The sequence below is a fragment of the Halosegnis marinus genome, from assembly GCF_029338355.1.
Lineage (GTDB): Archaea > Halobacteriota > Halobacteria > Halobacteriales > Haloarculaceae > Halosegnis > Halosegnis marinus.
Map to the genome: position 1 here is coordinate 586,777 of NZ_CP119802.1, position 12,035 is coordinate 598,811.

The 12,035-nt window shown below is 72.5% G+C and carries 12 protein-coding genes; 6 read left to right on the forward strand and 6 right to left on the reverse strand.

Translation table 11 applies throughout. From position 1 onward, the window contains the following. The first annotated feature begins 115 nt into the window (after nucleotides 1–115). The gene (locus tag P2T37_RS03425; RefSeq protein ID WP_276235359.1) at nucleotides 116–406 is read left to right on the forward strand and encodes a hypothetical protein; all 291 of its coding nucleotides are present in this window, start codon (nucleotides 116–118) and stop codon (nucleotides 404–406) included. On the opposite strand, the gene ppk1 is transcribed toward P2T37_RS03425, so the two are convergent. Together ppk1 and P2T37_RS03435 are read right to left on the reverse strand one after the other, a co-directional pair. Continuing rightward, complete coding sequence (gene ppk1 / locus P2T37_RS03430; protein WP_276235360.1) at nucleotides 352–2,607, reverse strand: polyphosphate kinase 1; 2,256 nt, start codon at nucleotides 2,605–2,607, stop codon at nucleotides 352–354. The genes P2T37_RS03425 and ppk1 overlap by 55 nt on opposite strands. Beyond that, nucleotides 2,607–3,371, reverse strand: a complete 765-nt coding sequence (locus P2T37_RS03435; protein ID WP_276235361.1) for a metallophosphoesterase family protein — start codon at nucleotides 3,369–3,371, stop codon at nucleotides 2,607–2,609. Before P2T37_RS03435 ends, ppk1 begins: the two co-directional genes overlap by 1 nt. Nucleotides 3,372–3,493: 122 nt before the next feature. Here P2T37_RS03435 and map point away from each other — a divergent pair, with 122 nt between their 5' ends. After that, nucleotides 3,494–4,402: a type II methionyl aminopeptidase gene (map, locus tag P2T37_RS03440; RefSeq protein ID WP_276235362.1), complete on the forward strand. Its 909-nt coding sequence runs from the start codon at nucleotides 3,494–3,496 to the stop codon at nucleotides 4,400–4,402. A 12-nt stretch (nucleotides 4,403–4,414) separates the two neighbouring features. Here map and P2T37_RS03445 read toward each other — a convergent pair whose 3' ends face one another. Next, entirely contained in the window at nucleotides 4,415–4,615 is a 201-nt protein-coding gene (locus tag P2T37_RS03445; RefSeq protein ID WP_276235363.1) for a DUF7835 family putative zinc beta-ribbon protein, read from the reverse strand. A 285-nt stretch (nucleotides 4,616–4,900) separates the two neighbouring features. Here P2T37_RS03445 and P2T37_RS03450 point away from each other — a divergent pair, with 285 nt between their 5' ends. The 3 genes from P2T37_RS03450 (at nucleotide 4,901) to P2T37_RS03460 (ending at nucleotide 6,897) form a co-directional block, all read left to right on the forward strand. After that, nucleotides 4,901–5,434: an HIT family protein gene (locus P2T37_RS03450; protein WP_276235364.1), complete on the forward strand. Its 534-nt coding sequence runs from the start codon at nucleotides 4,901–4,903 to the stop codon at nucleotides 5,432–5,434. Nucleotides 5,435–5,514: 80 nt separating this feature from the next. Beyond that, the gene (locus P2T37_RS03455; protein WP_276235365.1) at nucleotides 5,515–5,937 is read left to right on the forward strand and encodes a hypothetical protein; all 423 of its coding nucleotides are present in this window, start codon (nucleotides 5,515–5,517) and stop codon (nucleotides 5,935–5,937) included. Between the two features lie 42 nt (nucleotides 5,938–5,979). Next, nucleotides 5,980–6,897 (forward strand): cation diffusion facilitator family transporter, encoded by a 918-nt coding sequence (locus P2T37_RS03460; RefSeq protein ID WP_276235366.1) that lies wholly within the window; start codon nucleotides 5,980–5,982, stop codon nucleotides 6,895–6,897. A gap of 7 nt (nucleotides 6,898–6,904) precedes the next feature. On the opposite strand, the gene P2T37_RS03465 is transcribed toward P2T37_RS03460, so the two are convergent. After that, nucleotides 6,905–7,876 carry a hypothetical protein gene (locus P2T37_RS03465; protein ID WP_276235367.1) on the reverse strand — a complete coding sequence of 324 codons (972 nt, stop codon included), beginning with the start codon at nucleotides 7,874–7,876 and terminating at the stop codon, nucleotides 6,905–6,907. Between the two features lie 94 nt (nucleotides 7,877–7,970). Between P2T37_RS03465 and P2T37_RS03470 the strand changes: the two genes are divergently transcribed. Continuing rightward, complete coding sequence (locus P2T37_RS03470) at nucleotides 7,971–9,677, forward strand: site-2 protease family protein (RefSeq protein WP_276235368.1); 1,707 nt, start codon at nucleotides 7,971–7,973, stop codon at nucleotides 9,675–9,677. Here P2T37_RS03470 and P2T37_RS03475 read toward each other — a convergent pair. Then, complete coding sequence (locus P2T37_RS03475; protein ID WP_276235369.1) at nucleotides 9,674–10,591, reverse strand: acetamidase/formamidase family protein; 918 nt, start codon at nucleotides 10,589–10,591, stop codon at nucleotides 9,674–9,676. The genes P2T37_RS03470 and P2T37_RS03475 overlap by 4 nt on opposite strands. A gap of 50 nt (nucleotides 10,592–10,641) precedes the next feature. Next, a complete protein-coding gene (locus P2T37_RS03480) occupies nucleotides 10,642–11,940 on the reverse strand; it encodes a tRNA (N(6)-L-threonylcarbamoyladenosine(37)-C(2))-methylthiotransferase (protein WP_276235370.1) in 1,299 nt (432 codons plus the stop codon). Nucleotides 11,941–12,035 lie beyond the last annotated feature (95 nt).

Here is a 12,035-nt window from a genome sequence, read left to right on the forward strand (position 1 = left end):
CGGCTTACAGAACCCCGTTTCTGTCCGCGCGCCGGGTGAAACGCGTTTCAGTCCCCCGGCGGACAGAACTGTAGTTCTGCGTTCACTTTTGTCCGTCGGGGGAGTTACTCCGGGTATGGCAGCAATCGCGGGCGAGATGCGGGCGGGACCGAGCGGGTCGTGGCGGGCGTTCCACGCGGCGGCGACCCTGACGGCGGTGGCGGCCGTGGCGCTGGCCGTGCAGGCGGTCGCGGCGACGCTCGCTGGCGTGCTGGGGGCGGTGGCGGTCGTCACCCTCGGCGTGTTGGCGCTCGTGGCCGCGCCGACGCTGGCGGCGGCGGTCGTCAGCCGGCTGTACGCCGACGCACAGCCTCACTCGGGGCCGTCGAACGCGTCCTCGTCGGCCAGCGGGTCGCCGAGGTCGTAGATAGCCTCGTCGGGGCCGTCGGGCGCGCGCTCGGCCGCCCGCTTCATCAGCGTCTCGTGGGTGTTCACGACCGGGTCGTCGCCGGGCCGCGCCTGTGTGTACGAGCCGTCCGGGGCCATCTCCCACGCCTTGCGGTTGTCCGCGAGCATCGTGTCGAGCACGAACTGCAGCTCCTCGCGGTGAGCCGGCTCCTCGATGGGGGCGACGGCCTCCACGCGGCGGTCGAGGTTCCGGGTCATCCAGTCGGCGCTCCCGATGTAGTACTCCGGGTCGCCGCCGTTGTGGAAGCGGAAGATACGGGAGTGTTCGAGGAAGCGCCCGACGACGGAGCGGACGCGGACGTTCCCGCTCGCGCCCTCGACGCCGGGTCTGAGCCGGCAGATGCCCCGGACGAGCAGGTCTATCTCGACGCCGGCGCGCGAGGCCTCGTACAGCCGCTCGACCATCGCGGGGTCCTCCAGCGAGTTCATCTTGGCGACGATACGGGCCTCCCGCCCCTCGCGGGCGGCCGCGGCCTCCCGCTCGACGAGGTCGGTGAACGACTCCCGGAGGTTCGCGGGCGCGACGAGCAGTTTCCGGTACTCCTCGTTGAGCGAGTGGCCGGTGAAGAAGTTGAACAGCCGCGTCAGGTCGTGGCCGATGTCCTGGTCGTCGGTGAGCAGACCGAGGTCGACGTACGACTTCGCCGTCTCGGCGTGGTAGTTCCCCGTGCCGACGTGCGAGTAGAGGGTGAGCCCGTCGGCGTCCGCCTCGTCGCGGACGACGAGCGCCGTCTTCGAGTGGGTCTTCAGCCCGATGGTGCCGTACGCGACGTGGATACCCTCCTCCTCCAGCCGGCGCACCCACCGGAGGTTGTTCTCCTCGTCGAAGCGCGCCTTCAGTTCGACCATCACGGCGACCTGTTTGCCGTTGCGCGCGGCGTCGATGAGGCTCCCGATGACCTTCGAGTCGCGGGAGGTGCGGTAGATGGCGGCCTTGATGGCGACCACGTCGTCGTCGTGGGCCGCGGTTTCGAGGAACGACTGCACCGTGTGCTCGAAGGAGTGGTACGGGTGGTGGACGAGCACGTCGCCGTCCGCGACGGCGTCGAACACGGTCCGCGCGCCGTTGCCGTCCTCGCCGTCCTCGCCGACCCCGGCGAACGCGGGATGGCGCTTGGGGGTCCACGCCGGCAGTTTCAGGTCCGGGCGGTCGAGGTCGGCGAGCGCGTCGAAGTCGCGGAAGTCGAGCGGCCCGGGTCGCTCGTACGTCTCGCGGGCGTCCAGGTCGAGCTGGTCCGCGAGCAGCTCGCGCATCCCGTCGGGCATCCGCGCCTCGACTTCGAGGCGGACGACGGTGGCGAACCGCCGGTCGCGGAGCACGCCCTCTATCATCTCGATGAGCCCCTCCGCGACCTCCTCGTTGCGCCGCACCTCGGCGTTGCGCGTCACGCGGAAGGCGGCGCAGTCGAGTACCTCGACGTTGGGAAAGAGGAGGTCGAGGTTGGCCTCGATGACGCGTTCGAGCGGCACGTACAGCGAGCCCTCCTCGACGGGGACCAGCCGCGGGCGGTTCTCGGGTATCTTCACCCGCGAGAACTTCGGGTCCTCGCCGTCGCGGCGCGTCCGCACCCCGAGCGACAGCGAGAGGTTCGAGATGAAGGGGAACGGGTGGGCCGGGTCGAAGGTGAGCGGCGTCAGCGTCGGCAGCACGTTCGTCTCGAAGTAGTCGCGCATCGACGCCGCCTGTGCGTCGGTGAGGTCGTCGTACTCCGCGACGACGATGCCCGCTTCCTCCAGGCGGCCGCGTATCTCCTCGCGGTAGCAGTCCGCCTGCCGGACGAACAGGTCGCGGGCCTTCTCCAGGGCCAGTTCCCACTGCTCGGCCGGGCCGCGGCCGTCGGGCGTCGTCTCGGTGACGCCGGCGGCCATCTGCTGTTTCAGCCCGCCGATTCGCTTCATGAAGAACTCGTCGAGGTTCCGGGTGAGGATGGCGAGGAACTTCACGCGTTCGAGCAGGGGGTTCCGGTCGTCGACCGCCTCGTACAGCACGCGCTCCTGGAACTCCAGCTCCGACAGCTCGCGGTTCAGGTACAGCGACGGGTCCGCGAGGTCGCCGGTCGCGGGGGCGTCGGCGGCGTGCCCGCGGGTGACGAACGCCTCGTCGCCGCGGGTCCGGTCGGGCTCGCCGGGCTCGTCGGCCGTTTCCTGCTCGTCGCCCATCACCCCCTGTACGGGGCCGGCGGTTCGATTATCTTCCGGTCGGCACGGGGCTGGTACTCGCGCTCGGCCGGGACGGCGACGACCCGGTCGCCCTTCAGGTCGTAGGCGGTGAGCGCGCCGCCGTACACACAGCCGGTGTCGAGCCCGACGGCGTGCTCGGAGACGACCGGCTCGTCGAGCACGGTGTGGCCGAAGAAGACCCGGGTCGGCCCCTCGTACTCCTCCCACCAGAACGGGCCGTCGTAGCCCGCTTCCGGGGGGACCGAGCGGAAGTTCAGCAGGTCCTCGATGTCGTGTTCGTCGAGCGCGCGGCGCGGGTCGACGCCGCCGTGGACGACCATCGCGTCGCCGAGCAGCAGCGCGACGGGCATCGCGTCGAGGTAGTCGTCGAACGGGTCGGTGACCGCGGGCAGGTCCTTCCGGCCGTGGATGAGCTTGTCCTCGTTGTTGCCGCGGACGGAGACGGCGTTCGGGAGCGAGCGGACGAGGTCCACGACGCCGTGGGAGTCCGGTCCCTTGCGGACGAGGTCGCCGACGAAGACGACGAGGTCGTCGTCGCCGAGGTCGAGGCGGTCGAGCAGCGTCTCCAGTTCGGCGCGACAGCCGTGGACGTCGCCGACGACGTACACGTCGTCGTAGTCGGTCGGGTCGATTCGGCGAACGTGCGGCGCGACGGCCGCGGAGAAGTCGTCGGCCGTGAGGCGGCCCGCCGCCGGCCCGTCGGCGGCGAGCGCGACACCCACATCCTCCGAAGTGCCAGACATTGCCCGAGACAGGCTATCGAGGGGATAAACCGTTTCTATGAGCCGGGGTGTGCGCTATATAGACACGGTGCGGCGCGGCCGGCGACGGAAAACCCCTTGACGCGCGCCCCCGGAGGCGGGGTATGAGCGACACGGACCTCGACGCGGAGAAGTACGAGAAACACCGGCAGGCGGGGGCGATACTGGCGCAGGTGCGCGACGAGGCCGCCGAGCGGACGGAGGTCGGCACCGGCTACCTGGAGATATCCGAGTGGGCGGAGAACCGCATCCGCGAGCTGGGCGAGGAGCGGGGCGTCCCGGCCGAGCCCGCGTTCCCGGTCAACGTCAGCGTGGACCACGAGGCGGCCCACGGCGCGGCCGCGCCCGGCGACGACCGGACCATCGGCGAGGAGATGGTGAAGCTCGACATCGGCGTGCAGGTGGACGGCTGGCTGGCCGACACGGCCGTCACCGTCGACTTCACCGGGAACACGGAGCTGGTGGAGGCCGCCGAGCAGGCGCTGGAGGCCGCGCTCGACGCCGTCGGACCGGGCGTCCACACGGGCGAGATCGGCGCCGAGATAGAGGACGTCATCGACGGCTACGGCTACAACCCCGTCGTGAACCTGACGGGCCACGGCCTCGGCCACTGGGACCAGCACACGGCGCCGAACATCCCGAACCGGGCGGTGGAGTCGGGGGTCGAACTCGAAGTCGGCGACGTGGTCGCCGTCGAGCCGTTCGCCACCGACGGCGGCGGGAAGGTCACGGAGGGCCAGCAGGAGGAGATATACGCCCTCGAGAAGGAAGCCTCCGTCCGCAATCGACAGGCCCGGCAGGCGCTCGAACAGATCGTCGAGGAGTTCCGCACGCTCCCCTTCGCGCGCCGCTGGCTCGACACCTCGCGCGCGGAGATGGCGCTTCGTCGGCTCCAGCAACAGGGCGTCGTCCACGGCTACCCGGTGCTCCAGGAGGACAAGGGACGGCTCGTTTCGCAGCGCGAGCACACGCTCATCGTGACGGAGGACGGCTGCGAAGTGACGACGCGGTAGAAGGCGGCGGACTCAGGCGTTGTTCATGCGGACGCGCTCCTCGTGTCCGCAGACGCGACAGACGCTCACCCGGTACGGCTCCCGGGAGAAGGCGGCGTTCTCGGCCTCGGTGCTCTCCGTGAAGATGCGAACGGACACGTCGTGACACGTCTCCGTGTCGCACGTCGGACAGTTCTCAGTGAAGCCGTCGTCGGCCGGTGAGGTCGATGCCATCTCGTCCCTCCCTATCCGTGTCGGAGCCATAAACCGGGGATTCCGTTCGGTTCGTTCGGGGGCGAAAACCACCGGACGGGGCGGCGTCAGACGCAATCGGCGGCCTGAGACGGCTTCCGAGGGTTCACGGACGGCTCTGTGCGCGTCTCGTCGGCTGAACGGCCAACAGATTCAAATAGGAGAACGGAATCGAACGGGGGACGGCACCACGCGACACGGGGCATGGAAACGAGCGACACCGGGTCGGTCGCCGGGAGTTATGCCGGCGGCCGCCGACGCCCCCCTATGGACCGCATGTTCGCCCCGTGGCGCATCGAGTGGGTCGAGCGGGACGGGGACGACGACATCGAGGGGTGCCCCTTCTGCGTGCTCCCCGAGCGCGAGAACGCCCGCGAGGCCCGCGTGGTCGCGCGCAACGACGAGGCGTTCGTCCTCCTGAACAACTACCCGTACAACCCCGGCCACGCGATGGTCATTCCCCACGCGCACACCGGGGAGTTCCGCGACCTCGACGACGACGCACTGCTCGGACAGGCGCGGCTGAAACAGCGCACCTTCGACGCCGTGGAGCGGGCCCTGCATCCGGACGCGTTCAACACGGGGATGAACCTCGGCGGCCCCGCGGGCGGGTCCATCACCGACCACGTCCACACCCACGTCGTGCCGCGGTGGGGCGGCGACACGAACTTCATGCCCGTCGTCTCGGACACGAAGGTCATCGTCGAGGCCGTCGACGAGACCTACGACCGCCTGCGCGCCGCGTTCGCCGACCTCGACGGAGCGCGCGACCCCGGGCCCGACGCCGCGGTCGAGTTCTGAGAGCCGTCCCGTTCTACGTCGAATCGGTATATGTTCTTGCGTATTGATAGATATTTGTCCCCTCGCGTTCCGTTCCCCTCGTGGACAGGAGACACGCGCTCGTCGGAGCCGCGACCGGGACCGTCCTCGCGTCGGTCGTCGGCCTCCTCGCGCTGCAGACGGGCGGCGCGACCGTCGCGCTGGTGTACGGCGTCGGCGTCGGGAGCCTCGTCTCCGGCGGCGTCGCGGGGTGGCGCTCCGGCGCGCGGTACGCGAGCCCCGGCATCAACGGCATCGGAGCAGCGGGCCTCGCCGTGGTCGCGCTGTTCGCGGTCCTGCTCGGGGCGGTCGCGCTCCGGACGGCCGACGGCGCGGGCGCGGTGTTCTCGGTGTACGTCACGACGGCCGTGAGCTTCATCCCGCTGTTCGCGCTCGTTCCGGTGTTCGTGGGCGCGGGCTACGTCGCCGGGCGCGCGGGCGGCACGGCGCGCGACACGCTCCGCCCGCGGGGAATCGCGGACTGAGCCGAACGATACCCATTTTGCCCGCGCCCGGCAACCCCGACCATGGCACGGTCGCGGGCGCTGCGGCGGGTCGGAGCCGTCGTGCTGGTCGCCAACGTGGCGCTGTTCGCCGCGAAGGCGCTCGTCTGGCGGACGACGGGGAGCCTCGCGGTCGGCTCCGAGGCCGTCAACAGCCTCGCCGACGCGGCCTACTCGCTCATCGTCCTCGCGGGCCTCTACCTCACCACCCAACCCCCGGACGAGGCGCACCCCCACGGCCACGAGCGCATCGAGCCGTTCGTCTCGCTCGTCGTCGCGTTCGGCGTCTTCGCGGCGGGCGGGGCCGTCGCGTACAACGCCGCGACGACGCTCCTCTCGGGCGACGTGGCCGTCGCGCGGGGCCCGCTGGCCGCGGGCGTCCTCGCGGTCGGCGGCGTCGCCAAGTTCGGCCTCTACCGCTACGCGCTCTCGGTGGCGAACGAGCGGCGCTCGCCCGCGGTGCGCGCGACGGCGCTCGACAACCGCAACGACATCCTCGCGGCCGCGGCGGCGCTCGTCGGCGTCGTCGGCGCGCAGGTCGGCGTTCCGCTGCTCGACCCGCTCGCCGCGGGCGTCGTCAGCCTCGCCATTCTCTACACGGGCGTGGAGATCGTCCGCGACAACGTCTCCTACCTCGTCGGGGGCGCGCCCCCGGAGGAACTCCGTGCCGAGATACTCGCCGCGGCGCTCGCCCACCCCGACGTGGAGGGGGCCCACGACGTGGTCGCCCACTACGTCGGCCCGGAGATCGACGTCTCGCTCCACATCGAGATAGAGGGCGCGACGAGCGTCCGGGAGGCCCACGACATCGAGACCGCCGTGGTGGAGGCCGTCCGGGACATCCCGGAGGTGGACGACGTGTTCGTCCACGTCGACCCGAAGGAACTGGGCGAGTGGAAGCCCGACGAGGAGGTCGAACGGCTCGCGGCGTTCAGGGAGTGAGCGGGCGTCACGCCCGGGACGGGAGGACCGACCGGGGAGTACCGTCGCGGTCGCGCGACCACGTCGCGAGGCCGGCGGCGATACCGAGGAACAGCACCACGTCGCCCAGCGGCGCCAACAGCGGTCCGCCCGGGTCCACGAGCGACAGGGGCCGCGCGGGCGCGAGCAGGGTCGCCGCCAGCACGACCGCGGCCTGTCCAGCAAAGACGACGGCGGCCCCCGTCGCCGCGTCGCGGGCGCGGAGCCGCGGGCCGGCGACGAGCAGCACCGCCGACAGCAGCACGGCCGTCGCCAGCCACGCGACCGGGAGGTCGGCCGGCGGGACAACCGTGTTCCGGCTCCGAGCGGCGAACGAGGCGGCACCCGCCGGGGCCGAGCCCCCGACCGCGCCGAGCAGGTCGAGGGCGACACCCACGGCCGTGCGGCCGCCGACCGCGACGGCGGCGCCGAGGCCGGCCGACACGACGCCGCGCCGGAGCGTGAGCCCCGGACCCAGCGGCTCGTCCGCGACGACGGCGAACAGCGGGTGGGTCGGCGCGCCGTCGGCCGCCGCGGCGACCCGCTCGTAGCCGCCGTGGTACGCGAGCCACGCGGCCGTCGCGACCCCGAGCACGGTCGCGACGCGTGCGAGCGGGAGCGCGAGCAGGGTCGGGGCGACCCCGGCCGTGGCCCCGTAGCGGAGCGCGTCGGCCGCGACGACGGCGAGGTCGAACGCGTAGACGAGGCCGCCGGCGAGCGCGACCCGCCGGCGGGTGGGCGCGTCCGCGACGAGGAGGAGCGCCGACAGGAACGGCGTGTACAGGAACACCGTCGAGAGCCAGGCAGTCAGGAGCGCAACCTCTCCGGTCGCGGCGGACGGCGGCCCCGCGACGGCGGCCCGAAGCAGCCGTGTCGCGGCGAAGCCGGCCCCCACCAGCCCGGCGGCGGCCGTCGCGGCGACCGTCGCGCGGCCGGCCGACCGGTCGTCGAGGAGGGACACGTCGGGTGAGCGGCACACGCTCGGCGTAAGCCTTGTGTCCCGCACCGCCCCCGTCGGGCGGAAGCGCTAACACCGAGCCGCGAGCACGACGGCCGTGAACGGTCTCGCCCTCCTCGCCGCCGTCGTCGCCGTCGCCCTCCTCGCGGAGGCGGCCGACCGCCTCGGCTACCTCCCGGGCTTCGTCTCGGCTTCGGGTCCCTTCCTCACCGTCTCGACCGCGCGCGGGAAGCGTCTCCTCGACCGCCTCGCCACCGCCCCCGTGCCGTGGCGCGCGTGGGGGAACTTGGGAGTCGTCGCCGTCGTCGCGGCGAGCGTCGTCGCCACGGTCGGCGTGGTCGTCGCCGCCCTGCTCGCCGTCACGGAGCCGTCGAGCGCCGGCATCGCGACCCCGACCGCGATACTCGTCGTTCCCGGCGTGAACGAGTTCCTCCCCCTTTCGGCGGCCCCGGAACTCCTCCTCGCCGTCCTCGTCGGCCTCGCGGTCCACGAGGGCGCCCACGGCGTGTACTGCCGGGTCGCGGGCATCGGCGTGGAGCGCGTCGGCATCGCCCTGCTGGCCGTCGTCCCGGCGGGCGCGTTCGTCCAGCCAGACCGCGGCGCCGACGAGTCGCGGGGGTTGGCCGGGTGGGCGCGGATGTACGCCGCCGGCCCGACGGCGAACGTCGTCCTCGGCGCGCTCTGTCTCCTCCTGCTCGTCGGCCCGGTCCTCGGGAGCGTGGGCGTCGCGCCCGGCCTCGCCGTCGGCGGCGTCTTCGACGGCGCGCCCGCTGCCGAGGCAGGCATCGCCCCCGGCGACCGCCTGCTCGCCGTGAACGGGACGGCCGTGACGGACGGCGACTCGCTCGACGCGGCGCTCGCGGCCGCGGGGGCGAGGGTCCGCGTCGAGACCGACGACGGAACCGCGACCGTCGAACGTGCGGTCACGGTCGTCCGGAGCGATGGCCCGTACGCGCTCCCCGACGGGACCAGAATCGGGGCCGTGAACGGCACCGCGGTCGCGACCGAGGCCGGCTTCCGCGCCGCGGCCCGCGACCACCCCGTCGCGCGGCTGACGACGAGGAACGGCACCCTCGTCCGACCGCTCGGCCTCGCCGGCACGACGGCACAGGGGGGCGCGCTCGCGGAGGCCGGCATCGGGCCGGACACCCCGGTCGTGCTGCTGTCGCTCGACGGCGAGCGCGTGCTGGACCTCGCGGACCTGACCGACGCGCTCGACGGCCTCGAACCGGGCGAGCGCGTCCCGGTCGTCGTGTACACCGACGCGGGCGGCGTCCGCGAGGGCGCGGTCACGCTCGGCGGCACGGACGCCCCGCTCGTCGGCCTCTACACGGACCCCGGCGTCGCCGGCTCCGTCGTGTCGGACTTCGGTGTCGGGGGCTACCCGGCCGACGCGTACCTCGGCGCGCTCCGCGGCGAGGGGCTACCGGGCGCGACGGGGCCGCTCGGCCGCGTCTTCGCGTTCCTGCTGCTCCCCTTCGCGGGCGTGCTCGGGCTGGCGCCCTACGGCTTCGCGGGCTTCGAGGCGCCGATGCGCGCGGCGTTCTCGGCGCCGACGGGGACCCTCGCGGCCGCGAACGTCCTGTTCTGGAGCGTCTGGCTCAACGTCCAGCTGGCCGCGTTCAACTGTATCCCCCTCTTCCCGCTCGACGGAGGGAAGCTCCTGCGCGGGGGGGTCGCGGGCGCGGCCGACCGGCTTGGGGTCGCGGACCCGTGGGCCGCGGGCACCTACGCGATGGCGGCGCTATCCGTCCTGCTGTTCGTCGGCCTGCTCGCGGTGCTGGCCGCGTCGTGGCTCGGTTAGACCCCGAGGTAGGCGGTGACCGCGACGGTGTCGTTCACCACCTCGCTCACCTTCAGGTCCGCCGCGACGGAACAGAGCATGTACGCCTCGGCGGGCGCGAGGCCGCGGTCGGCGACGAGCCGCGTCACCATCGCCCGGACGGCATCGCGCGTCGCGGCGTCGATGTCGTCGCCGAGCCCCGTCGTCGCCGTCACGGGGCCGTCGCCGGCCGGGGCGAACGGGCCGGCGGTGTCGAGTTCCGGGCCGTCCACGTTCCGGTCGGAGAGCCGGAACCGGAGGGTGACCTCCCCGGGCATCTCGACGGCGGTGATACACACCTCGCCGTCTCCCTGCGCGGCGTGGAGGTCGCCCACCGAGAACAGCGCGCCCGCGACCTCGACGGGGAGGTACAGGGTCGCCCCCGCGGTGAGGTGTTTCACGTCGAGGTTCCCCCCGACCCGGCGCGGCGGCGTGGTGGAGTGGGGTCCCGGCTCGGCGGGCGCGACGCCGAGGTTCCCGGGGAACGGCGCGAGCGGCACCTCGATACCCTCGACGAAGTGCCCGACCTCGCCGTCGAGGTCCCACGTGTGGACCGCCGGCCGCGGGAACTCGTCGGGAAGGAAGCCGCGCCCGGCCTCGCCGGGGTACACCCACGTCCAGCCGACGCCCTCGTGGCTCACGTCGAGCACGTCGACGGCGAGGGTGTCGCCCGGTTCCGCGCCCGCGACCCGGACCGGCCCGGTCATCGCGTGGCCCGGTACGTCGAGCGCGGCCACGTCCTCGGGTGTCGCGTCGTCCGGTAACCGACCGTCCGCGGCGTCGAAACACTCGAACGTCACGCTCGCGCCGGGGTCGATGTCGAGGACGGGGTCGCGGTCGCGGTCCCAGTCGTAGTGGACGTGCCCGGGGTCGCGCGACAGGTGGTGGTCGGCCATGCTCGGGGATGGGAGCGGGGGGAGAAAGTTCGGTCGGCGGGCTCGCCCGCTCAGTCGGCCGCGGCGGGGGTCTCCTCGGCCTCGTCCGCGTCGTCGGGCCCCTCGGACGCGACGGGCGTCCCGAACGCGTACACCGTCTGGCCGCTCGTCACTTCGACTTCGAGGGTGTCGCCCGGCTCGACGCCGTGTTCGGACGCGTTGCGCACGATTATCTGCCGGTACGCCGAGTCGCGGCACTTCACGGAGTCGCCCGTCCCCGGCCGGACCGCGAGCACCTCGCGGCGCGTGCCGACCAGCTCCTCGTACGCCTCGGCGACCACGTCCATCTTCAGTTCCGACATGGCCTTCGAGCGGTCCTTCTTCGTCTGCCCGCCGAGGCCCTTCATGTCCGCGGCGTCCGTGCCCGGGCGCTTCGAGAAGCGCGTGACGTTGATCTTCTCGGGGCGGACCTCGCGCAGCAGGTCCATCGACCGCTCGTGGTCGGCGTCGGTCTCCGTCGGGAAGCCGACGATGAAGTCCGTCGAGAGCGTCCAGTGGTCGAGCGCGTCGTCGAACGCCGCGACCGTCTCGCGGAACTTATCCACGCGGTGCTGGCGGCGCATCTCCTCGAGCACGTCGTCGCTCCCCGACTGAACGGGCAGGTGAATGAAGTCGTAGAGCTTCTCGTTGGCGGCGAACACGTCGGCCAGTTCCTCGCGGATGCCGTGGATGCCGCCCGGGTTCGCCATCCCCAGTCGCACGCGGAAGTCGCCCTCGATGTCGCAGATACGGTCGAGCAGTTCCGGGAGCTTCCGTTCCCCCTCGTCCCAGCCGTAGACGCCGGTGTCCTGGCCCGTGACGCGTATCTCCTTCGCGCCCGCGTGGACCAGCGCCTCGGCCTTGCGGACGTTCTCCTCGACCGGCGGCGAGTCGATGCGCCCGGTGGCGAACTTCGTGATGCAGTACGAGCAGTTCGACATGCAGCCGCGGGCGATGGGGAGGATGCCGACGACGCCGTCGAGTATCGGCTCGGCGTCGGCGGTCGTCGTCGGGCACTCCCCGTTCGTGACGGCCGCGGGCACCTCGTCCCAGCTGAGTACCTGCGCGTCCACGTCGGCGAACTCCTCACCCTGCGCGAGCGCCATGCAGCCGGTGACGACGAGGTCCGACACCTCGGATTCGAGTTCCTCGGCGCGCCGGAGCATGTTGCGCTCGGTCTTCTCGACCACGGTACACGTGTTGAGAATCGCCACGTCGGCGTCGTCGAGGTCGGTGCGGCGGTGGCCCGCGTCGCGCAGCCGCCGCTCGATCTCGCGGCTCTCGCCGCGGTTCGAGGTGCAGCCGTACGTCTCGATGTGGTAGCGGGCCATCTCTACGTGTTCCTACGGACGCGCGGGCAAAAGCGCGACGGAACGGGCGGCGCCGCTCGCGGGCCGCCGCGGGCGACGACAAGACCTATTCCGGC